This is a genomic window from Streptomyces sp. NPDC053513 (genome assembly GCF_044544765.1).
Classification (GTDB): Bacteria; Actinomycetota; Actinomycetes; order Streptomycetales; family Streptomycetaceae; genus Streptomyces; species Streptomyces litmocidini.
On record NZ_JBITXP010000004.1, the window covers coordinates 303,446 to 325,850 of the forward strand.

General features: G+C 73.1%; 17 protein-coding genes. 3 read left to right on the top strand and 14 right to left on the bottom strand.

Annotation, left to right across the window (positions count from 1 at the left end; genetic code table 11):
* Positions 1-4 precede the first annotated feature (4 nt).
* From kdpB to kdpF, 3 genes are read right to left on the bottom strand one after another with little or no spacing between them, the layout of a single operon-like run.
* Positions 5-2,113, bottom strand: a complete 2,109-nt coding sequence (kdpB, locus tag ACIGW4_RS09220; RefSeq protein ID WP_399579445.1) for a potassium-transporting ATPase subunit KdpB — start codon at positions 2,111-2,113, stop codon at positions 5-7.
* Entirely contained in the window at positions 2,110-3,774 is a 1,665-nt protein-coding gene (kdpA, locus tag ACIGW4_RS09225) for a potassium-transporting ATPase subunit KdpA (RefSeq protein ID WP_123452473.1), read from the bottom strand. Before kdpA ends, kdpB begins: the two co-directional genes overlap by 4 nt.
* Before the next feature lie 8 nt (positions 3,775-3,782).
* Entirely contained in the window at positions 3,783-3,872 is a 90-nt protein-coding gene (gene kdpF, locus ACIGW4_RS09230) for a K(+)-transporting ATPase subunit F (RefSeq protein WP_123452475.1), read from the bottom strand.
* Between the two features lie 408 nt (positions 3,873-4,280).
* On the opposite strand from kdpF, the gene pucL reads away from it, so the two are divergent.
* The gene (pucL, locus tag ACIGW4_RS09235; protein ID WP_123452479.1) at positions 4,281-5,198 is read left to right on the top strand and encodes a factor-independent urate hydroxylase; all 918 of its coding nucleotides are present in this window, start codon (positions 4,281-4,283) and stop codon (positions 5,196-5,198) included.
* 9 nt (positions 5,199-5,207) lie between these two features.
* Here the strand turns inward: pucL and crcB (ACIGW4_RS09240) are convergent, their stop codons facing one another.
* Together crcB (ACIGW4_RS09240) and crcB (ACIGW4_RS09245) are read right to left on the bottom strand one after the other, a co-directional pair.
* Positions 5,208-5,564, bottom strand: coding sequence for a fluoride efflux transporter CrcB (gene crcB / locus ACIGW4_RS09240; protein ID WP_123452481.1), 357 nt, complete (start codon positions 5,562-5,564; stop codon positions 5,208-5,210).
* Positions 5,561-5,977, bottom strand: a complete 417-nt coding sequence (gene crcB, locus ACIGW4_RS09245; RefSeq protein ID WP_398708632.1) for a fluoride efflux transporter CrcB — start codon at positions 5,975-5,977, stop codon at positions 5,561-5,563. The genes crcB (ACIGW4_RS09240) and crcB (ACIGW4_RS09245) overlap by 4 nt, the downstream gene beginning before the upstream one ends.
* Before the next feature lie 427 nt (positions 5,978-6,404).
* Between crcB (ACIGW4_RS09245) and ACIGW4_RS09250 the strand changes: the two genes are divergently transcribed.
* Positions 6,405-7,667 carry a transposase gene (locus tag ACIGW4_RS09250; RefSeq protein ID WP_123452484.1) on the top strand — a complete coding sequence of 421 codons (1,263 nt, stop codon included), beginning with the start codon at positions 6,405-6,407 and terminating at the stop codon, positions 7,665-7,667.
* A gap of 98 nt (positions 7,668-7,765) precedes the next feature.
* On the opposite strand, the gene ACIGW4_RS09255 is transcribed toward ACIGW4_RS09250, so the two are convergent.
* From ACIGW4_RS09255 to ACIGW4_RS09270, 4 genes are all read right to left on the bottom strand, one after another.
* Positions 7,766-9,793: a helix-turn-helix domain-containing protein gene (locus ACIGW4_RS09255; protein ID WP_399579449.1), complete on the bottom strand. Its 2,028-nt coding sequence runs from the start codon at positions 9,791-9,793 to the stop codon at positions 7,766-7,768.
* Positions 9,794-10,027: 234 nt separating this feature from the next.
* Positions 10,028-10,924: an AfsR/SARP family transcriptional regulator gene (locus ACIGW4_RS09260; RefSeq protein WP_260174367.1), complete on the bottom strand. Its 897-nt coding sequence runs from the start codon at positions 10,922-10,924 to the stop codon at positions 10,028-10,030.
* Between the two features lie 364 nt (positions 10,925-11,288).
* The gene (locus ACIGW4_RS09265; RefSeq protein WP_399579451.1) at positions 11,289-11,771 is read right to left on the bottom strand and encodes a DUF1772 domain-containing protein; all 483 of its coding nucleotides are present in this window, start codon (positions 11,769-11,771) and stop codon (positions 11,289-11,291) included.
* A 33-nt stretch (positions 11,772-11,804) separates the two neighbouring features.
* Positions 11,805-13,466 (bottom strand): von Willebrand factor type A domain-containing protein, encoded by a 1,662-nt coding sequence (locus ACIGW4_RS09270; protein WP_399579454.1) that lies wholly within the window; start codon positions 13,464-13,466, stop codon positions 11,805-11,807.
* Between the two features lie 215 nt (positions 13,467-13,681).
* Here ACIGW4_RS09270 and ACIGW4_RS09275 point away from each other — a divergent pair, with 215 nt between their 5' ends.
* Positions 13,682-14,413, top strand: coding sequence for a DNA-binding response regulator (locus ACIGW4_RS09275; protein ID WP_123452493.1), 732 nt, complete (start codon positions 13,682-13,684; stop codon positions 14,411-14,413).
* A gap of 3 nt (positions 14,414-14,416) precedes the next feature.
* Here ACIGW4_RS09275 and ACIGW4_RS09280 read toward each other — a convergent pair whose 3' ends face one another.
* The 5 genes from ACIGW4_RS09280 to iolB form a co-directional block, all read right to left on the bottom strand.
* Positions 14,417-15,328, bottom strand: coding sequence for an ABC transporter permease (locus ACIGW4_RS09280; RefSeq protein WP_399579457.1), 912 nt, complete (start codon positions 15,326-15,328; stop codon positions 14,417-14,419).
* Positions 15,325-18,027: an alpha/beta fold hydrolase gene (locus ACIGW4_RS09285; RefSeq protein ID WP_359587506.1), complete on the bottom strand. Its 2,703-nt coding sequence runs from the start codon at positions 18,025-18,027 to the stop codon at positions 15,325-15,327. Before ACIGW4_RS09285 ends, ACIGW4_RS09280 begins: the two co-directional genes overlap by 4 nt.
* A gap of 174 nt (positions 18,028-18,201) precedes the next feature.
* The gene (mmsA, locus tag ACIGW4_RS09290) at positions 18,202-19,704 is read right to left on the bottom strand and encodes a CoA-acylating methylmalonate-semialdehyde dehydrogenase (protein ID WP_399579459.1); all 1,503 of its coding nucleotides are present in this window, start codon (positions 19,702-19,704) and stop codon (positions 18,202-18,204) included.
* Between the two features lie 23 nt (positions 19,705-19,727).
* Positions 19,728-21,590: a 3D-(3,5/4)-trihydroxycyclohexane-1,2-dione acylhydrolase (decyclizing) gene (gene iolD, locus ACIGW4_RS09295; RefSeq protein WP_399579460.1), complete on the bottom strand. Its 1,863-nt coding sequence runs from the start codon at positions 21,588-21,590 to the stop codon at positions 19,728-19,730.
* The gene (gene iolB, locus ACIGW4_RS09300; RefSeq protein ID WP_123452503.1) at positions 21,587-22,399 is read right to left on the bottom strand and encodes a 5-deoxy-glucuronate isomerase; all 813 of its coding nucleotides are present in this window, start codon (positions 22,397-22,399) and stop codon (positions 21,587-21,589) included. Before iolB ends, iolD begins: the two co-directional genes overlap by 4 nt.
* Positions 22,400-22,405: the final 6 nt, after the last annotated feature.

Sequence of the window (22,405 nt, forward strand, 5' to 3'; positions counted from 1 at the left end):
TGGGTCAGCCGATTCCGGGGATGAGGGAGAGGAGGAGGTCGATGAGCTTGATGCCGACGAACGGGGCGACGAGGCCGCCGAGTCCGTAGAGGCCGAGGTTGCGGCGGAGCATCGAGTCGGCGCTGGACGGCCGGTAGCGGACGCCCTTGAGGGCGAGCGGCACCAGGGCCACGATGATCAGCGCGTTGAAGACGACGGCGGACAGGATCGCGGACTGGGGCGAGGCCAGGTCCATGATGTCGAGCTTGTCGAGCGAGGGGTAGGCGACGGCGAACATCGCGGGGATGATCGCGAAGTACTTCGCCACGTCGTTGGCGATGGAGAAGGTCGTCAACGCCCCGCGGGTGATGAGGAGCTGCTTGCCGATCTCGACGATCTCGATGAGTTTGGTCGGGTCGGAGTCGAGGTCGACCATGTTGCCGGCCTCCTTCGCGGCCGACGTGCCCGTGTTCATCGCCACGCCGACGTCGGCCTGGGCGAGCGCCGGGGCGTCGTTGGTGCCGTCGCCGGTCATCGCGACGAGCTTCCCGCCGGCCTGCTCGCGCTTGATGAGGGCCAGCTTGTCCTCGGGGGTGGCCTCGGCGAGGAAGTCGTCGACACCGGCCTCCTCGGCGATGGCCTTGGCGGTCAGCGGGTTGTCACCCGTGATCATGATCGTCTTGATGCCCATGCGGCGCAGCTCGTCGAACCGTTCCCGCATCCCCTCCTTCACCACGTCCTTCAGGTGGACGACGCCGAGGACCCGGGCCCCGTCCGCGTCCTCCACGGCCACGAGCAGCGGCGTGCCGCCGGCCCGGGAGATCCGGTCCGTGAGCGCCCGCGCGTCCTCGGCGACCCGGCCGCCGCGCTCCTCCACCCAGTCCGCGACCGAGCCGGCCGCCCCCTTGCGGACCTTGCGCCCGTCGACGTCGACGCCGGACATGCGGGTCCGGGCGGTGAACTCGATCCATTCGGCAGGGGCGAGTTCGCCCCGGTGGCGCCCGCGCAGCCCGTACTCCTCCTCCGCGAGGAGCACGATCGAGCGGCCCTCGGGGGTCTCGTCGGCCAGCGAGGACAGCTGTGCCGCGTCGGCGACCTCGACGGCCGTCGTCCCGGCGACCGGGACGAACTCCGACGCCCGGCGGTTGCCGAGGGTGATCGTGCCGGTCTTGTCGAGCAGCAGCGTGGACACGTCGCCGGCGGCCTCGACCGCCCGCCCGGACATCGCGAGGACGTTGCGCTGCACGAGCCGGTCCATGCCGGCGATGCCGATCGCGGAGAGCAGGGCTCCGATCGTCGTCGGGATGAGGCAGACGAGCAGGGCCGTCAGCACGATCATCGAGGTCTGCCCGTCGGCGCCCGCGTAGATCGCGAACGGCTTCAGCGTCACCACGGCGAGCAGGAAGACGATCGTCAGCGAGGCGAGCAGGATGTTCAGGGCGATCTCGTTCGGGGTCTTCTGCCGGGCCGCGCCCTCGACCAGGTTGATCATCCGGTCGATGAACGTCTCGCCGGGCTTCGTCGTGATCCTGACGACGACCCGGTCGGAGAGCACCTTCGTACCGCCCGTGACCGCGCACCGGTCGCCGCCGGACTCGCGGATGACGGGGGCGGACTCGCCGGTGATCGCGGACTCGTCGACGCTCGCGACGCCCTCGACGACGTCACCGTCGCCGGGGATGACGTCGCCCGCCTCGCAGACCACGAGGTCGCCGATCCTCAACCGGGTGCCGGGGACCCGCTCCTCGCCCGTGCCGGTGACGCGGCGGGCGACGGTGTCGGTCCTGGCCCTGCGCAGGGTGTCGGCCTGGGCCTTGCCCCGGCCCTCGGCGACCGCCTCCGCCAGGTTGGCGAAGACCGTGGTCAGCCAGAGCCAGGCGGTGATCGCCCAGCCGAACCGGTCGCCCGGGTTCTTGATCGCGAGCGCGGTGGTGACGACCGAGCCGACCAGCACCACGAACATCACCGGCGACTTCGCCATCACGCGCGGGTCGAGCTTCCTGAGCGCGTCCGGCAGGGACGTGACCAGCTGCTTCGGATCGAACAGTCCGCCGCCGACGCGTCCGGTGCCGGCCGGCCGGCCGGCGGTGGGCGCCCCCGACTGCGGGGGCCGGGTGGGAGTGAGGGTGCTCATGCTGCGAGTCCTTCGGCGAGCGGGCCAAGGGCGAGGGCCGGGAAGTAGGTGAGACCGGCGACGATCGTGATCGTGCCGACCAGGAGGCCGGTGAACAGCGGTTTCTCGGTCCGCAGGGTGCCCGCCGTCTCCGGTACGGGCGTCTGCTCGGCCAGCGCACCGGCGAGCGCGAGGACGAACACCATCGGCAGGAAGCGGCCGAGGAGCATCGCGAGGCCGATCGTGGTGTTGAACCACTGGGTGTCGGCGTTCAGGCCCGCGAACGCGGAGCCGTTGTTGTTCGCGCCGGAGGTGTAGGCGTACAGGATCTCGGAGAAGCCGTGGGCGCCGGAGTTCGTCATCGAGTGCGCCGGGGTGTCCAGGACGAACGAGGCCGCCGTGAAGCACAGCACGAGCGCCGGGGTGATCAGGATGTAGCAGGCCGCGAACTTGATCTCGCGGGTGCCGATCTTCTTGCCCAGGTACTCCGGGGTGCGGCCGACCATCAGGCCGGCGAGGAACACCGCGATGACCGCCATGACCAGCATGCCGTACAGGCCGGAGCCGACACCGCCGGGCGCGATCTCGCCGAGCTGCATGCCCAGCATCGTGATCCCGCCGCCGAAGCCGGTGTACGAGGAGTGGAAGGAGTTCACCGCGCCGGTCGAGGTCAGCGTCGTGGCGACCGCGAAGATCGACGAGCCGCCGATCCCGAACCGCGTCTCCTTGCCCTCCATCGCGCCGCCCGCGAGGTCGAAGGCGGGACCGTGGTGCGCGAACTCGGTCCCCATCATCAGCGCGGTGAACCCGAGCCAGATCACGGCCATCGTGCCGAGGATCGCGTACCCCTGCTTCAGGGACCCGACCATCCGGCCGAAGGTCCGCGTCAGCGCGAACGGGATGACGAGGATCAGGTAGATCTCGAAGAGGTTGGAGAGCCCGTCGGGGTTCTCGAAGGGATGGGCCGAGTTGGCGTTGAAGTACCCGCCGCCGTTGGTGCCCAGCTCCTTGATGACCTCCTGGGAGGCCACCGCCCCGCCGTTCCACTGCTGCGAGCCGCCCGCGAACTGCCCGACCTCGTGGATGCCGGAGAAGTTCTGGATCGCACCGCAGGCGACGAGGACGAGCGCGCCGACCACCGAGATCGGCAGCAGGACGCGGACGGTGCCGCGCACCAGGTCGGCCCAGAAGTTGCCCAGCTCGCCGGTGCGGGACCGGGCGAAGCCGCGCACCAGCGCGACCGCGACCGCCATGCCGACCGCCGCCGACACGAAGTTCTGCACCGCCAGGCCGCCGGTCTGCACGACGTGACCCATGGCCTGCTCGCCGTAGTACGACTGCCAGTTGGTGTTGGCGACGAAGGAGGCGGCGGTGTTGAAGGCCTGGTCGGGGTCGATGGAGACGAAGCCGAGCGAGCCGGGCAGGGAGCCCTGCACCCGCTGGAGCAGGTACAGGAACAGCACGCTCACCGCGGAGAAGGCGAGCACCCCGCGCAGATACGCCGGCCAGCGCATCTCCACCGAGGGATTCGCACCGATCGCCCGGTAGACCCACTTCTCGGGCCGGTGGTGCTTCTCCGAGGAGTAGACACGCGCCATGTGGTCGCCCAGCGGCCGGTACGACAGGCCCAGGGCGACGATCAGCGCCAGAAGCTGGAGGATTCCAGCCAGGACGGGACTCATCTGGAACCTCAGAACCTCTCGGGCTTGACGAGGGCGAGGACGAGGTAGCCAAGGAGGGCGGCCGCGACCAGCAGACCGACGACGTTCTCGGCACTCACAGCCTGGCCACCCCCTTGGCGATGAAGGCCACCAGCGCGAAGACCGCGATCGTGGTGACGACGAAGGCCACGTCGGCCATCGTGAGCTCCCGGATGAAGGAAGAACGGATTCTCGGACGAGACGAGGAAACCCCCCCTCCGGGCCGTCCGCCGCCTCCGTTGACGCGCCTCTGACGCCGCTCGCGCCCGTCTTGACGGTTCCCCTACGCGAGGCGCTGCCCATTGCCAGCCACCGGGAACGGACATATCTTCGAGCCGACACCTACGGACCGGGATGCTCGTCAGTCCCGGGGCGGTCCGCCGTTCACGGGCCGGACGGCGGGGAGCGACCTCCTGGACGACGGAGGGCGCTGGACGCCGGGCGTACGGGATATCCGTATCCACGTACCCGCAGGAGCTGAGCAGCACATGAGCAAGCACGTCCTCGCCCAGAACCAGTACGGCAAGGCCGAGAACCGCATCGTCACGGTCACCCGCAAGGGCAACGACGGCGCGTGGCACGAGATCCGCGACCTGAACGTGTCGGTGGCGCTGCGCGGTGAGTACCGCGACGTCCACCTGACCGGCGACAACGGCAACTGTCTGCCGACCGACACCACGAAGAACACGGTCTACGCCTTCGCCAAGGAACACGGCGTCGACTCCCCCGAGGCCTTCGGCATCCACCTCGCCAGGCACTTCGTGTCCTCCCAGCCCGTGATCCACGAGGCGCAGATCCGGATCGAGGAGTACGCCTGGGAGCGGATCTCGGTGCCCTCGCGCAAGGAGCAGCACTCCTTCGCGCGCAAGGGCCAGGAGGTCCGCACGGCGCAGATCACGTACTCGGAGACCACCGGGCTCCAGGTCCTGTCGGGCCTGAAGGAGCTGACGGTGATGAACTCGACGAACTCCGAGTTCCACGGCTTCATCAAGGACGAGTACACGACGCTCCAGGAGGCGTACGACCGCATCCTGGCCACCAAGGTCACCGCCCGCTGGGCGAACTCGGCCTCGGCGGCGGCGGACGCGGAGCACGACTGGGACGCCTCGTACGCGAAGGTGCGGCGCCACATGCTGGAGGCGTTCGCGGAGACGTACAGCTACTCGCTCCAGCAGACCCTGCACGCGATGGCGGACCGGGTCCTGGACCACGTCTCCACGGTCAACGAGGTCCGGCTCAACCTGCCGAACAAGCACCACTTCCTGGTGGACCTGGAGCCGTTCGGGCTGAAGAACGACAACGAGGTGTACTTCGCGGCCGACCGGATGTACGGCCTGATCGAGGGCACCGTCCACCGTCAGGGCGTCCAGCCGGTGATCGCGACCAGCGACTGGATCACCGCCTGACCCGGCGGATCAGCCGAGCCCGGCCGCCGTCTCCACTCCCAGCCACACGGCTCCGAGTCCGGCGGCCAGGCTCCCCGTCACGTTCAGCGCCGCGTAGCCCTTCGCCCCGTTCTCGTACAGCCGGAACGTCTCGTACGAGAAGGTGGAGTACGTCGTCAGCGCCCCGCACAGGCCCGTGCCGAGCAGCAGCTGCGCCTGCGCCGAGGCGACGCCGGTCAGGAGTCCGAGGACGAACGAGCCCACGACGTTGACGGTGAAGGTGCCCCACGGGAAGACCGAGTCGTGGCGCGCCTGGACCGCGCGGTCGGTGAGGTAGCGCAGGGGCGCGCCGACGACGGCGCCCGCCACGACGAGCAGCCAGTTCACGCGTGCCTCCCCCGGCTCCGTACGACCGCCCGGGCGAGGGCGACGCCCGCCCCCACGGCGGCGAGGGCGGAGAGCAGGGTCCCGCCCAGGTAGAGCAGCCCGCGCGCCGGGTCGCCTCCGTCCAACAGGCGCTGGGTGTCGAGGCCGTACGTCGAGAAGGTGGTGAACCCCCCGCAGAAGCCGGTGCCGAGGAAGGGCCGGAGCAGCGGGTGCGGGGCGGTCGTGGTCTCGGTGAGCAGGACCATGAGGACGCCGAGCAGCAGGCAGCCGGTGACGTTGACGGTGAGGATCGTCCAGGGGAAGGCGCCGGCGGGGGTGGGCCGGGCGAGGGTGGCGCCGTAGCGCGCGGCCGCGCCGAGGGCGCCGCCGGCGGCGACCACCGCGACGACCGGCAGTTCCTTGCGCAGCCCCATGCGCCCAAGGTTACGAGAGCGGGGGCACCGGTCGGCCGCGAGGGGCCGGCGACGGCCACGGCCACGACCGCGGCGCCGGGGGACGGCCACGGCGCCGGGTGAAGGCGAGGGCACGGGCGCGGATCCCGGCCTGGGGCATTAACCGGGATCCGGCCCGTGCAGCCTCGCTCTGCGATGGTCCGGCCACGCCCTGCGACGGGTCAAAGCCGGGCCGTCGAGTCTGTCAGATCCCCCCACGGGGTATTCCGGAGCGTCCGTACGCTTCCCCGTCACGGGCCTTCCGACCTGCGGCGACACGGCGAGAGGTGGCCGGGTCACCATCCGGCGGCCGATTCGGGTGCCGGGTACACCTCGTCCCCGGGAGCCGACCCGCGCGAGGGTGGTGGAGCAGCGGGAGGGAGCTGCTCAACCTGAGGGCAGGAGTGTCGTGAGTACATCCGTCGCAACCAAGCGCAGGGCCGCCACCGGAGCCGTCGCCCCGGCCGTGCCCCTGGGCGTCGTCAGGTCCTCCGGCGGCGCGGCCGACTCGCGCGAGGACGCCTACGCCGAGCTGTGTGCCGCGCTGTTCTCCGGCTTCCCGCGCCGCGACCAGCGCCTGAAGGCCGAGCAGTACCTGCACGGCCTGCTCACCGCGCAGGGCCGCAAGTCGATCCGCAACATCGCCGCCCAGATAGGCGGGCCGGCGGCCGAGCAGAGCCTGCACCACTTCGTCTCCAGCTCCACCTGGGACTGGCAGCCCATGCGGGCCGCGCTCGCCCGGTACCTGGAGCGGCACAGCTGCCCGCAGGCGTGGGTGGTGCGGCCGATGCCGATCCCGAAGGCCGGGGAGCACTCGGTGGGCGTGGACCGGCGCTTCGACCCGGAGCGCGGGCAGGTCTTCCACGGGCAGCAGGCGTTCGGCGTGTGGTTCGCGAGCGATGAGCTGAGCGTGCCGGTCAACTGGCGGCTGTTCCTGCCGGACCCCTGGGTGAACGACCGCACGCGGCGCGACCGCGCGGAGGTCCCCCAGGAGGCCGGCGAGGAGACCATGGAGGAGTGCGCGGTCGCCGCGGCGCTCGACACCGCCCGCTGGTCCGACGTCACCCGCAAGCCGGTGCTGCTCGACATCCGGGGCGGTGCGGGGCGGGCCGCCCTGTCGCGGCTCGCCGGGGCGGGCGTGCCGGTGGTGGCCCGGATCAACCCGGGCTCGCGGCTCGCGATCGCCGACCGCTCTCTGCCGGGCTTCGGCGCGGGCCCGCTGTCCGCCGTCCAGATCCTGGAGTCGCTCAAGGGGCTGCGCCGGCCGGTGAGCTGGGTGGACACGGTGGCGGGCGCGCGGACCTCGCGGACCTCGCTCGCGACGGCCGTCCGGGTCGCGCTGCCCACGCCCGGCGGGGAGCGGATGCGTCCGCTGGTGCTGCTCGGCGAGTGGGACGACCCGCGTCGGGCCCCGGCCCGGGTGTGGATCAGCGATCTGACGAACTCCCCGGTGGGTTCGCTGGTGCGGATCACGAAGCTCGGCCGGCGGGTGGAGCGGGACTTCGCGGAGGTCGGCGAGGGGGCGGGGCTGCGGGACTTCGTGGGCCGTTCGTTCCGCGGCTGGCACCGTCACATCACGCTGGCGTCGGCGGCCCACGCGGTGACGGTCATGGCCGGCGGGTGGGACGCGGCGTACGACACGGGCTACGGCTCACGGCGTTCGGCGAGCTGAGCCGGGCCGGGGGGCCGGTTCTTCCGCCCCTCCGCGTGACGCGCCTCTTCCGCATGACGCGCCTCTTCCGCGTCACGCACTTCTTCCGCCCCTCCGCGTCACGCACCGCGCTCCGGCGGGCCCGGCTGACGGGCCGGGTCCGCCGTCGTGCGTCCGCGGGCCAGGACCTCGCGGGTGCGCTGGAGGCGCAGCGCCAGCTGGACCTCCAGGACCTGGCCGGGCTTCTGCCACTCGGGGCCGAGGAGTTCGCCGATCCGTTCCAGGCGGCGGGAGACCGTGTTGGGGTGGACGTGGAGCGCCTCGGCCGCGGCCGAGGGGCTGCCGCCGGAGGCGAAGTACGCCTCCAGGGTGTGGGTGAGGTCGGTGAACCGCTCGGCGTCGTAGTCCAGTACGGGTCCGATCGCCGACTCGACGAAGCCGTCGACGTCGTTGTCGTCGGAGAGCAGCAGCCCCAGGAAGCCGAGGTCCTGAGCGGAGGCGGCCGAGCCGGTGCCGCCGAGCGCGCTCATCGCGTCCAGGCAGCGGTGGGCCTCCTGGTGTATCCGCCCGACGCCGTCCGGGCTCTGGGCGGGTCCCGCGGCGGCGACGGAGACGGGATGCCCGAGCAGCGGGGACAGTTCGGCGGCGACGGCCTTGGCGGCGGCCGAGGCGTCGATGCCGGGGAGCAGCAGCACGATGCAGCCGCCCTGCACGGTCTTGAGGCCGGAGAGGCGGTACGCGTACGAGGACGCCCAGACCACCGCCCGGCCCTGCTCGCCGCCCTCGGGCCGGGCGAGCACGAGGACGTGCGGCCGGCCCAGGTCGACGCCGAGGCGGCGGGCGCGCTGGGCTATCTGCTGGGGGGCGTGCGGCGGGTCGGCGATGAGGTCGTCGAGGAGTTCGTCGCGGACGGGACCTTCGGCGACGGCGGTGGAGCGGCGCATCAGGAGGAGGAAGGCGACGCACTGGGCGGCCAGTTCGAGGAGGCGTTCGTCCTCGCCGGTGAGTCCGCCGGCGGCGCGGACGACGAGGCCGCCGAGGTCCTCGGAACCCGCGATGACGGGCGCGACCCAGGTGTCGTCGTCGGTGAGGACCGGGCGGCGCCGGGCGTGGGCGTCGAGGGAGGCCTTGGCGACGGCCTCCTCGTCCAGGCCGGGGATGTCCCCGGCGGCGGCGAGCGGCCGGCCGCCGGGATCGCGGATCAGCACGGTCGCGTCGAGGGCGTCGGCGGCGGCCTTGGCCACGTTGCACAGGTCGCCGCCGGCGAGGACGAGGTTCATGATGCGGCCGTGGGCCTCGCTGACGTGCCGCATCCGGGCGAGGCTGGTGCGCACCCGGGAGCTGTCGCGCTCCAGTTCGGAGACCTCGGCGCGGGTGCGGTCGAGGAGGCCGGCCTTCTCGACGGCGAGGGCGGCGAGGTCGGCGAGGCCCGCGAGGAGTCCGATCTCCTCCGGGGTGTGGTGGCGGACGCGCCGGTCCGCTCCGTAGAGGGCACCGACGACGGTGTCGCCGCTGCGCAGCGGGGCGGCGACGATGGCGTGGACGCCCTCGGCGCGCAGGGCGGATTCGGCGGCCTCGTCGAAGGCGGGGGCGTGGACGCCGGCGTCGAGGGAGCCGGAGGGGGCGAAGCGCTCGTCGGCGAGGTAGTCGGCGGTCCAGACGGGGCCGCCGTGGAGCTGGACGGCGCCGCCGAGTCCGTACCCCTCGGCGATCCGGAGCCCGGGGGTGAGGCGCGCGCCGGGGCCGGTCGCGGGGCGGGAGCCTTCGGAGGTGTGGACGTAGCTGGCGCCGTGCGGGCCGCGCAGGGTCACGTAGGCGAGGTCGAGGCCGAGGAGGCGCCGGGTGCGGCGGGTGACGACGCGCAGCAGGCTGTCGAGGTCGTAGGAGAGGGTGAGGTCGCGGGCGGTGTCCGTGAGGGCGGCGAGTCCGGCCTCGCGGCGGGTGTCGCGCGCGCGTCCGGCGTGGACCGCGCCGGCGAGGTCGACGGCCCGCTCCAGGCGGTGGAGTTCCTCGCCGGCGAGTCCGGTCCGCCGGGCCTCGTCGAGGAGGGTGTCGAACTGGGCGGGCGGGGCCTGCCGGGCGAGCAGTTCGAGGACCGTGAGCAGCGCGTCGGCACCACCGGCTCCGTCCGCGCCGTGCACTGTCATGGCCCCTGCCCCCGTGGTCGAGCGAAATCGGGCACCTGGGAGGAAACCCGTACTGCTCGCCGAAAATAATTCGGCTTCGGGAGTCGGTCAACGGTGAGTTGCCGCACTTCATTCCCGTTGACGGGCGGTCACACCGCCGGGCGGCACCGCGCCGCCGCCGTCATGCCGCCGCCGTCATGCCACCGCCGTCGTGTCACCACCGTCGTGTCGCCACCGTCGTGTCGCCACCGTCGCTCAGCCGACGGAGCCCGCCGGGACGAGCCGGGGGCGGGCGGGGCCGTACTGCGCCGTGCCGTACTGGGCGGGGACGTACGGGGCCGGGACGTGCCGGCTGGGGATGTACTGCGTGGGGATCCGGGGGCCGTACGCGGGGCGGCCGGCCGTGTCCCGCACGGCCAGGACCGAGCGCTGGAGCCGGCGGAGCCGCGCCGAGGGCTCCATGCCGCTCTCGCTCTTGAGGGCCGTGCGCAGCCGCTCGTACACGAGGAGGGCCTCGTCGTGCTGGCCGCAGCGCAGCAGGGCGACCATGAGGTGGGCGTGGAGGGGCTCGTTGGTGCGGTAGCGGGCGACGAGTCCGGTGAGTTCGGAGAGGAGTTCGGCGTGCCGGCCGAGGCCCAGCTGGGCTTCGAGCCACTGGTCGAGGACGCTGAGCCGGGACGTCTCCAGACGTTCGATCTCCCGGCGGAGGCGGGGCCCCGCGGCCACGCCCGCGTAGGGTTCGCCGCGCCAGAGGGCGAGTGCCTCGCCGAGGCGGAGGGCGGCCCGGGACAGGTCGCCGGCCTCCATGGCCCGGTAGCCGGCGCCGGCCGCGCGCTCGAACTGCCAGGCGTCGTTGGGGCCGCCGCCGGTGTCGAGGCGGTAGCCGCCGGGCTGGGAGACGAGGATCGCATCGGCGCTGCGCCGGTCGGACCAGCCGGGGCGCGGTTCCGCCGGGCCGGCGGCGCGCAGGGCGCCCGCGATGAGGGTCCGCAGCTCCGTTATGTGCGCCTGCAGTTCGGCGCGGGCGCCGCGGGGCGCGCCGGACGGCCAGAGCTCCTCGGTCAGGACCGTCACGGGGACGACCTGGTCGGCGCTGGCCGTGAGCAGGGCGAGCAACTGCCGGGGCGCGGCCGCCGTCGGGGTGATCGACACCCCGTTCTCACGTACCGAAAGTCCCCCCAGAATCCGGACGTCCACCTTGCCCCCTCAGTGTCTGTGCGGTGCCTGCGCGCGGATGGCTCTCGATGATTAGAAAAGACCCCCGTAGTCATGTCAATAAGAAACCGGAGGGTACGGAATCACACTCCGGGATATCAGGGTGATTCACCCTGTTCGTCCGGTTATCTAGGAGTCGGTTTCCGTCACTGGCGCAGATCTTGCGTATGCCGAAAGACTGTTTCCGGACTCGGGGGTACGCTTTCGAAGGGCCCTTGCGGATGCGGAGGGGGTCGCCACCCGCGAGTTCACGCCAGAAACCGGCACGCGGGTACGGTTTGCCGGGGGCTCCGCGGCTCGTCTAGAGCACCGCGGCGGCGGTGAGCAGTCCGAAGGCGAGGGTGATCAGGGCCGTGCGGACGCGGTGGAAACCGTTCCAGCGCTTCTCGAAGGCGGCCCGGACCGCGGACGGATCGCCCGCCGGATCGGCCGCCGGGGCCCTCTCCGACGCCGCGAGGGCCGTGTTGAGCGGGACGTTCCCGCCGATGGTCACCGCGTGGTTGAGGACCGCGGCCACGAGCCCCGCGAGGACCAGCCACTTCTGCGCGTCCGTCCGGCCGTCGGCGGGGACGAGGAACGCGGCGGCGGGGAAGGCGACCACGCCGAGGAAGACCGTGAGGAACACGGCCCTCGGCACGTACTCGTTGATCCGGCGCATCGCCGTGACGAACTCCGGGTCCGTCAGACGGCCGAGCGCGGGCATGATCCCGGTCTGGAAGATCAGCAGGAAACCGGCGTAGAGCCCGGTGCTTCCGACGGCGAGGGCGAGCAGCAGGGTGGCCATGCGGCCATTCTGTCCCGCCGCCCGCCGCGCACGTCAGCTGTAGGGGTCCCCGGACTTCAACTCGCCTTCCCGCGAAGGGCCTTCTTCCTGACCGGGACCGAGCAGGCCGGAGGCCTTCCGGATGGCGTCGGCCAGTTCGGTGACCACCGCCGAACCGGACCGGTCGGCGATCGCCCCGGCGTGCTTCGCGAGGGCCGGGAGGCCGGGGGCGCCCGGCAGGTCGCCGCGGCGCAGGGCGTCCGCGAAGTACGCGGCGATCGCCGTCAGTTGCAGGCTGTCGTGGCCGTCGCCCCAGACGTCCCCGGTCAGCGCGGTCGCCCCGAGGGTGCCGGACCGCTCGTGCGGGGCCCGGGTCGCCGGGTCGAGCCAGCGGACCGTCGCGGTGGCGAGGGGACCCGTGGCCCCGGGGCGGGTCTTGACCGCGTAGAGCGCGGTGACCGTGTGACCGGCCCCGATCTCGCCGCCGTCCACCCGGTCGTTCCGGAAGTCGTCGTCGGCGACCGCCCTGTTCTCGTACCCGATGAGCCGGAACCTCTCGACGGTCCGCCGGTCGAAGGTGACCTGCGCCTTGGCGTCCCGGGCGCGCAGCTCGACATGGGAGGGCAGTTGGTCGACGAAGACCTTCCGGGCCTGCGCCGGGGTGGAGACGTACGTGGTCTGCCCGTCGCCCTTGTCGGCGAGCCGTTCCATGAACGCGTCGCCGTACTCGCTGCCGACGCCGACGCCGAAGAGCGTGATGCCGTACTCCCGGCGCTCCTCCTCGATGCGCGCGAGGATCGGATCGGCCTCGGTGTCACCGGTGTTGGCGAGCGCGTCGGAGAGCAGCACCACCCGGTTGGTGGCGCCCTTGCGGTGGCCCTCGACGGCGACGTCGTAGCCGGTGCGGACGCCCGCCCCCACATTGGTGGAGGAGCTCGTCGCGAGCGAGCCGACGACCTCGTGGATCCGGTCGCGGGCGCCTCCGACGCGGGTCATGGGCAGCCGGGTCTCGGCCTCGTCGCTGAAGGTGACGAGCGCGATCGAGTCGTCGTCGCGCAGCTGGTCGGCGAGCAGCCCGAGGGACTCCTTGACCAGGTCGAGCCGGCCCGGCTCGTCCATCGAGCCGGAGACGTCGACGACGAAGGTGAGGGCGGCGGGCGGGCGTTCGGCGTTCCGGTCCGCGCCCCGGGTGGCGAGGCCGACCCGGAGCAGGGACCAGCCGTCGGCGCCGGTGCGGGCCCCGTCGAGGGTCACGCTGAAGCCGTTGTCCTTCGGGCGCGGGTAGTCGGGCCGGAAGCTGTTGACGAACTCCTCGGGGCGCACGGTCGCGGGGTCGGGCAGCCGCCCCTCGGCGAGGGTGCGGCGGGCGTAGCCGTACGAGGCGGTGTCCACGTCCAGGGCGAAGGTGGACAGGTAGTCGGGGGCGGGCGTCGGGGAGCGCTGCTCGCCCTCCCGGGGCGCGGCGGTCCCGGCGCGCCCGCCGTCGGGGACCGTGCCGCCTTCCTTGAGGTCCCGGGCGCCGGTCCTGTCGGTGCCGCCCGCGCTGCAGCCGCCGACGGCGAGTCCGGCCGCGAGCAGGGCCGCGACCACGGCGGGGAACCGGGTCCCGCGGCGCGGCCCCCTGTCCTCGCGCTGCCGTTCGCCCTGTCGTCCGTTCCGGTGTTCGTCCTGTCGTCCGTTCTGGTGTTCGCCCTGTCGTCCGTTCCGGTGTTCCATCTCATCTCCCCCTCGTCGTCCGGCACTTGTGAATGTGACGAACGGGAGGCCCGCGCGGAGCCGTCGAAGGAGTTGCGGATGGATCTCGATGCGGCAACGGCGACGCGGGTGAAGCGGCGTGGCATGGATTCGCCATCCTTTTCAACAGGGGTTGTCACCGTGTGCAGTCACATGCGTACATGGAGTGGACATCGATCGGGCGGGGGTGGTCAGCGGTGGCAGAGAGCGCGGGCTCCGTGATGCTCGCCCGTTCGGCGATGAACCGGGCCGTGACCGAGGGACAGCGGCCCGCCGGGCGGCCGGTCCGGGGTGCGCGGCGGATCAGTGCCGCACTCGCCGGGCTGGCCGCCTCCACCCGGCACGAGCTGCTGACCTTCGACGACCCGGTCGCGTCCGCGGGCTTCGCGATCCCCGAGCCGTTCCTGGAGCTGGCGGGAGCGTGCATGCGGGCCGCGGTGGAGCGGGCCGAGGAGGTCAGACGGATCGTCCCGAGGCACGCCCTGCCCCGGCTCGAAGGAGGGCTCCGGTTCCCCGGCCGGGCCCGCCTGGCGGAGGCCATCCCGTTCAAGATGATCGTCGTCGACCGGACGGTGGCCGCGGTCCCGCTCGACCTGGAGCTGCTGTACAACGGGCTGCTGCTGATCCGGGACCCGGTCGTGGTGCAGACCCTCGTCCGGACGCACCACGCCTCCTGGGCGGCGGCCGAGGAGCTGAGCTGCGCGGCGGCACCCCCACCGCCCTCGCCACCGCCGCCGTGCGAACCGCCCGCCCAGTTGCGCCCGGTGCTCGACGCCCTCCTGTCGGGGGTCACGGACGAGACGGCGGCCGCCCGGCTCGGCATGTCCGCGCGGACGTACAGCCGCAGGGTGGGCGAGCTGATGGCCGCCCTCGGCACGACGAGCCGCTTCCGGGCGGGCGCGGAAGCGGCTCGAAGGGGGTGGGTGTAGGCGCTAGGAGACGATGTCCTTGCGGGCGAAGCCGCGGAAGGCGAGTGCGAAGAGGACCAGGGCGTACGTCACGGAGATCGCCGTGCCCTTCACCATGCCGCCCCACTCCAGCTGGGGCTGGAGCGCGTCGATCCAGGCGAACTGCCAGTGCGCGGGCAGGTAGTCGCGCCAGTCGCCGAGCGCGGTGACGGCGTCCAGGACGTTGCCGACGATGGTCAGGCCGACGGCGCCGCCCACCGCGCCGAGCGGGGCGTCCGTGCGGGTGGACAGCCAGAAGGCGAGGCCGGCGGTGACCAGTTGGGAGGCGAAGACGAAGACGACGGCGATACCGATCCGCAGCAGGGCATCCCCGGCGGGGACCGAGCCGCCGGTGGGCAGCCGGAGCGGCCCCCAGCCGTAGGCGACCGTGCCCGCGACCAGAGCCACGAGCGGGAGGAGGACCATCGCGGCCGCGCTGTAGCCGAGGGCGACCGTCAGCTTGGAGGCGAGGAGCCGGGAGCGCGGGACGGGCGCGGCGAGCAGGTACCGCAGGGAGGACCAGCTCGCCTCGGAGGCGACCGTGTCCCCGCAGAACAGGGCCACCGGAATGACGAGGAGGAAACCGGCGGAGACGAAGAGGCAGGTCGCGGCGAAGTTGGCGCCGGAGGCCGTCGCCGTGTCCATCAGGGTGATGCGGTCGTCGCGGCCGCCACCCCCGGAGCCGCCGATCGCGAAGGCCGCGATCAGCACGAACGGCAGGGCGACGAGGACGCCGCCCATGACCAGGGTGCGGCGGCGCTTCCACTGGCGGAGGGCCTCGACGCGCAGGGGCAGGGTGCGCCCGGGCCGGTAGCCGGGGGCGCTCGTCGACGAGGCGGACGAGCCGGGCGGGGTGGCCGGAGCGGCCGGGGCGGGCGGGGTGGCCGGGGCGGTCACGCGGCTCCTCCGATCAGGGTCAGGAACGCGTCTTCCAGACGCCGGTGGGGGCCGACGCCGGTCAGCGGCACGTCCAGGCGGACGAGTTCGCCGATGAGGGCGGTCGGGTCGGTGCCGTCGAGGCGGACCAGGAGCCCTCCGTCGGTGCGGGTCGCCGCGCCGATGCCGGTGAGGGCGTCGATCTTCGCGACGAGGGCGTCGTCGATCTCCTCGGCCAGGCTCACGAGGAGGGTGTCGCCGGAGCCGGTGATCTCGGCGACCGGTCCGGCCTGCACCAGTCGGCCCCGGTCCATGACGACCAGATGGGTGCAGGACTGCTCGACCTCGGCGAGGAGGTGGCTGGAGACGATGACGGTACGGCCCCCGGCCGCGTACCGGATCATCACCTCGCGCATCTCGCGGATCTGCGGCGGGTCGAGCCCGTTGGTCGGTTCGTCGAGGATGAGCAGGTCGGGCAGGCCGAGCATGGCCTGGGCGAGGGCGAGGCGCTGGCGCATGCCCTGCGAGTAGGTGCGGACGGCGCGTTCGAGGGCGCCGCCCAGGTTCGCGATCCGCAGGGCCTCGTCGACGTGGGCGTCCTCGGCGGGGCGGCCGGTGGCCTTCCAGTACAGGTCCAGGTTCTCCCGGCCCGACAGGTGCGGCAGGAAGCCCGCGCCCTCGACGAAGGCGCCGACGCGGGAGAGGACCGGGGCGCCCGGCCTGATGGCCTGGCCGAAGACCCGGATCTCGCCCTCGTCGGGGGTGGTGAGGCCCATCAGCATGCGCAGGGTGGTGGTCTTTCCGGCGCCGTTCGGCCCGAGGAGGCCGAGGACCTGGCCCTGCTCGACGCGGAAGGACAGGTCCCGGACGCTGTACCGATCCCCGCCCTTGTACTTCTTCGACAGGCCGGTGATCTGGAGGGGCACGGCGGCGAGTTCCGGATCGGGTGCGGGGGCGGCCGCCTTGCGGCGGGCGGTGAGCAGGAGGGCGGCGGCGCCGGCGAGGCCGAGGAGCGGCAGGCCCCACACCCACCGGGGCAGGGCGGCGGCCTGGGTGGCGAGACCGGGCGCGGTGGGGACGGTGAGCGGGCCCTCGACGGCGACGGTGTAGCCGGCTGGGACGGCCGGGGAGGCGTAGCCGAGGTCGGTGGCGGCGACGACGAGCCGCAGCCGGTGCCCGGCCTCCACCTCGTGGTCGATCGCGGGCAGGGTCAGCGTGAGGCTCTTCCCGGCCTTGGCGCCGTCGACGCGGACGGGGGTGACGAGCTGGGCGGGCAGCACCTGCTGCCGTCCGTCGGGCCCCACGTCGTACGCCTTGGCGAAGAGGACGGCGGAGCCGTCGGCGGCGGTGGAGGTGACCTTGACGCGGACGGTCGGCGTGCCGGTGATCCGCAGGGGCGCGGTCTGCGGCGCGGCGTCGAAGCGGGCGTGCTGGCCGGGGAAGTCGAGGGAGAGGCCGACGCCGAGGGAGGAGAGTCCGGAGAGTCCGCCGCCGAGGCCGGGGACGGCCGACACGGCGGGCGGTGCGGCGCCCGGCGGGTTGGTGAAGGTCTGCGGCGGTCCGCCGAGGGCGAGGCGCGTGGTGCCGGCGGTGAGGCCCGGGTAGCGGTCGGCGGTCGCGGCGCGGAGGGTGGCCTGCCCGTCGGTGGAGTCGACGCCGCCGGTGCGGCTGACGCGGAAGGCGGGGCCGGTGTCGACGGAGGCGTCGCGCTTCAGCCAGCGGTCGAACCAGGTGGTGATCCGGTGCTCGACGCGCTCGGTCTCGCGGTCGCCGCCGTCGTGGCCGCCGGCGATCCAGTCGACGGCGACGGGGGCGCCGTTGGCCGTGAGGGCGCGGGCCGTGGCGTCGGACTGGGCGAGGGTGAAGAGCGAGTCGGACTGGCCCTGGACGAGGAGCGCGGGGACCTTGATCCGGGAGCCGACGGCCGAGGGGCTGCGGGCTTCGAGGAGGGCGCGGGCCGCGGGGTCGGGCTTCCCGGAGACGGCGACGCGCTGGTAGAGGGAGCAGAGTTCGGCGGTGAACCGGCCGCAGGAGCCGGCCGGAGCGGCTCCGGGGCGTCCCGCCGGCCGGTCCCCGGTGGCCCGGCCGGCGTCCTGGCCGGTGGGTCGGCCGGCCTCGGGCGACTCGCCCGTGGAGAAGAAGATCCCGGCCCACAGCTTCTTGAAGACGCCGTTCGGGAAGAGGGCGTCGGCGAGGTTCCAGTAGGTGATCTGGGGGGCGATCGCGTCGACGCGCGGGTCGTGGCCGGCGGCGAGCAGGGAGATCGCGCCGCCGTAGGAGGCGCCGGTGACGCCGACGCGCGGGTCGCCCGGCTTGTCGAGGAGGACCTCGGGACGGGCCGCGAGCCAGTCGATCAGCTTCCGGACGTCCGCGACCTCGTGGCCGGGGTCGTTGAGGCCGATCTCGCCGGTGGAGGCGCCGAAGCCGCGGGCGGACCAGGTGAGCACGGCGTAGCCGTCGCGGGCGAGGCCCTCGGCCTGGGCGCGGACGTCGTCCTTGGAGCCGCCGAAGCCGTGGCCGAGGAGGACGGCGGGGCGCCGGCCGGTGGAACCGTCGGTGAAGTACGAGGTGTCGATGCGCACCCCGTCGATGTCGAGGGTCCGGTCCGCGCGCCGCACGGGAGGCGCCTCGTCCGTGGCGACGGCGGTCCAGGTGCCGGCGCCGGCGAGGACGGCGAGGACGGCGGTGACCGCGGCCCACCGGGGAAGTCGGAGTCGCATGGCGTCGAGCCTAGGCGCCACCGCCGCGGAACACGGCTGTCCACGGAGGGAGATCGGCGGCCTTCTCAGGTCGTACGCGGCCGTGTCCGCGTACCGCGCCCGCTGTACGCGGACACGGGAACGGCCCCCGGGGCGTGCTGTCCGGCACCCCGGGGACCGTCGGTCGTCCGTGGATCAGTGGTTGCGGGGGAAGCCCAGGTCGACGCCCGCGGGGGCCTCGGACGGGTCCGGCCAGCGGGTGGTGACGACCTTGCCGCGGGTGTAGAAGTGCACGCCGTCGTTGCCGTAGATGTGGTGGTCGCCGAAGAGCGAGTCCTTCCAGCCGCCGAAGGAGTGGTAGCCCACCGGCACCGGGATCGGCACGTTCACGCCGACCATGCCGGCCTGGACCTCCAGCTGGAAGCGGCGGGCGGCGCCGCCGTCGCGGGTGAAGATCGCGGTGCCGTTGCCGAACGGCGAGGCGTTGATGAGGGCGAGGCCCTCCTCGTACGTCTCGGCGCGCAGCACGCACAGGACCGGGCCGAAGATCTCGTCCTGGTAGGCCTTGGCCGTGGTCGGCACGTGGTCCAGGAGGGAGAGGCCGATCCAGTGGCCGTTCTCGTGGCCCTCGACGGTGTAGCCGGTGCCGTCGAGGACGACCTCGCAGCCCTCGTCCGCCGCGCCCTTCACGTACGAGGCGACCTTGTCGCGGTGGACGGCCGTGATGAGCGGGCCCATCTCGGAGGTGGGGTCGGTGCCGGGGCCGATCTTGATCTTCTCGGCGCGCTCGCGGATCTTCTCGACGAGCTCGTCGCCGATGGAGCCGACGGCGACGACCGCGGAGATCGCCATGCAGCGCTCGCCGGCGGAGCCGTAGGCCGCGGAGACGGCCGCGTCGGCGGCGGCGTCGAGGTCGGCGTCGGGGAGGACCAGCATGTGGTTCTTGGCGCCGCCGAGCGCCTGGACGCGCTTGCCGTTGGCGGAGGCGGTGGTGTGGATGTAGCGGGCGATCGGGGTCGAGCCGACGAAGGAGATCGCGGAGACGTCCGGGTGCTCCAGGAGGCGGTCGACGGCCACCTTGTCGCCGTGGACGACGTTGAAGACGCCGTCCGGCAGGCCCGCCTCGGCGAGCAGCTCGGCGAGCTTCAGGGACGGCGAGGGGTCCTTCTCGCTGGGCTTGAGGATGAAGGTGTTGCCGGTCGCGATGGCGATCGGGAACATCCACATCGGGACCATGGCCGGGAAGTTGAAGGGCGTGATGCCGGCGACGACGCCGACGGGCTGGCGGATGGACGCCACGTCCACGCGGTTCGACACCTGGGTGGAGAGCTCGCCCTTGAGCTGGGTGGTGATGCCGCAGGCCAGGTCGACGATCTCCAGGCCGCGGGCGACCTCGCCGAGGGCGTCGGAGTGGACCTTGCCGTGCTCGGCGACGATCAGCTCGGCGATCGCGTCGCGGTTGGCGTCGAGCAGCGCGCGGAACTTGAAGAGGATCGTGGTGCGCTGGGCGAGCGAGGAGGCGCCCCAGGTGGCGAAGGCGTCCTTCGCGGCGGCGACGGCCGCGTCGACCTCCTCCACCGAGGCGAGGGCGACCTGCGTGGTGACGGCTCCGGTGGCCGGGTCGGTGACCGGGCCCCAGTTGCCCGACGTGCCCTCGACGGTCTTGCCACCGATCCAGTGGTGGACGCTCTTCGTCATGACGAGTTACTCCTTCAGAGCCTTCAGAGATGGCGGCGTCGGGCGGTGACGTGCCGGTCGTACTCCTCGCGGGCCTTGACCGCCGACGGGCGGGTCGAGATCTCGGCCACGGGCACATCCCACCACGCCTGGGCCGGAGGCGGGCCCGACACACTGTCTGCCGTTTCGGTCTCGACGTAGACACATGTGGGATCCGTGGCCGCCCGGGCGTCCGCGAGGGCTTCCCGCAGGTCACGGATGGTGCGGGGGCACAGTACGCGCATCCCGAGGGAGGCCGCGTTGGCTCCGAGGTCGAGGGGGAGCGGGGGGCCCGTGAAGCTCCCGTCGTCGGCTCGCAGGCGGTAGTCGGTGCCGTACCGCTCGGCGCCGACGGCCTCGGAGAGGCCTCCGATGGAGGCGTACCCGTGGTTCTGGAGGATGACCAGTTTCAGCGGGAGGCGTTCCTGCACGGCGGTGACGATCTCGGTGGGATTCATCAGGTACGTCCCGTCTCCGACGAGCGCCCAGACGGGCCGGCCGGGCGCGGCGAGGAGGGCGCCGACGGCGGCGGGGATCTCGTAGCCCATGCAGGAGTAGCCGTATTCGACGTGGTACTGCTCCGGGGAGCGGGTCCGCCACAGCTTGTGGAGGTCGCCGGGGAGCGAGCCTGCGGCGTTGATCAGAATGTCGCTCGCGTCGACCAAAGTGTCGAGTACGCCGAGGACCTGGGTCTGGGTGGGGCGGGCGTCCTCGTCGGGGACGGCGTACGCGGCGTCGACGCGGGCCTCCCAGCGGAGCTTCTCCTCGGCGTACTCGTGGACGTAGTCCTCGGTGACGTGGTGCTGCTCCAGGAGCGCGTGGAGCTGTTCGAGGCCCTCGCGGGCGTCGGCGACGAGCGGGAGCGCCGCCATCTTGTGGGAGTCGAAGGCGGCGATGTTGAGGTTGACGAACCGTACGTCGGGGTGGCCGAAGAGGGTGCCGGAGGCGGTGGTGAAGTCGGTCCAGCGGGTGCCGACGCCGAGGACGAGGTCGGCGGTGCGGGCCAGGTGGTCGGCGGCGGCGGTGCCGGTGTGGCCGATGCCGCCGACGTCCTGGGGGTGGTCGTGCGGCAGTGAGCCCTTGCCGGCCTGGGTGGAGGCGACGGGGATGCCGGTCCGGGCGGCGAGGTCGGAGAGCGCCTCCTCGGCCGCGCTGTGGCGGACGCCGCCGCCGGCGACGATCAGCGGGCGGGCGGCGCGGGCGATCGCCGTGGCCGCCGCGTCCAGCTCGTCCTCGTCCGGGGAGGGGCGGCGGACCCGCCAGACCCGCTCGGCGAAGAACTGCTCCGGCCAGTCGTACGCCTCCGCCTGGACGTCCTGGGGCAGGGCGAGGGTCACGGCGCCGGTCTCTGCGGGGTCGGCGAGGACCCGGACGGCGGCGAGGGCGGCCGGGACCAGGGCCTCGGGGCGGGTGACCCGGTCGAAGTAGCGGGAGACGGGGCGGAGGCAGTCGTTGACGGAGACGTCGCCCGCGTACGGGAGTTGGAGCTGCTGGAGGACGGGGTCGGCGGGGCGGGTGGCGAAGGTGTCGCCGGGGAGGAGCAGGACGGGGAGGTGGTTGACGGTGGCGAGGGCGGCGCCGGTGACGAGGTTGGTGGCGCCGGGGCCGATGGAGGTGGTGACGGCGTGTGCGGAGAGCCGGTTCGTCCGGCGGGCGTGGCCGACGGCGGCGTGCACCATGGCCTGTTCGTTGCGGCCCTGGTGGAAGGGCATGTGGTCCTCTTCGACCAGTGCCTGGCCGATCCCGGCGACGTTCCCGTGGCCGAAGATGCCCCAGGTGGCGGCGATCAGCCGGTGCCGTTCGCCGTCGCGCTCGGTGTACTGGGCGGCGAGGAAGCGGACGAGGGCCTGCGCGACGGTGAGCCTCATGCGTATCCCTCCGTGTGGTCGGGGTGGAAGCGGATCTTCCACTCCCGTTCGGGGCCGGGGCCCGCCATGACGTTGAGGTAGTAGAGGTCGTGCCCCGGCTGGGCGATGGAGGGACCGTGCCAGCCGTCGGGGACGAGGACCGCGTCGCCGCCGCGGACCTCGGCGAGGAGCTCGGCGCCGCCGGGCCGGGAGGGCGAGATCCGCTGGTAGGCGAGGCCGTCCGGGCCGTCGACCTCGTAGTAGTAGATCTCCTCCAGGACGGACTCGGTGCCCGGGCGGTGCTCGTCGTGCTTGTGCGGCGGGTAGGAGGACCAGTTCCCGCCGGGCGTGACGACCTCGACGGCGATGAGCCGGTCGCAGGCGAAGGCGTCCGCCGAGGCGAAGTTCCGCACCCGGCGGGCGCGGTTGCCGCTGCCCCGGGTCTCGACGGGAACCTCCGGCGCGGGGCCGTAGCGGGCGGGGAGTCGTCGCTCGCACTTCGCTCCTGCCAAAGCGAAGCGGCCTCCCGCGCCGGAGGCGATCTGGGCGTGGGCGTCGCGGGGCACGTAGGCGAAGTCGCTCACCCCGTCGAACACGCTCGCGCGGCCCAGGAGTTCGATGGTCTCGCCGTCGACGCGCACGCTACAGGCACCGGAGAGGGGAAGCACGGCCCATTCGGAATCCCCGCTCTCGAAGGAGTGGATCTCCCCCGGTCCGAGGACGAGGACCCGCAGCGCGGAGTACGCCCATCCGGCCCGCCCGGGGTCGATGTCGACGGCGTACGGGCCGTGGGCGGCGGTCCCGGCGGGGAGGTGGAGGCGCGTTTCCATGACCGT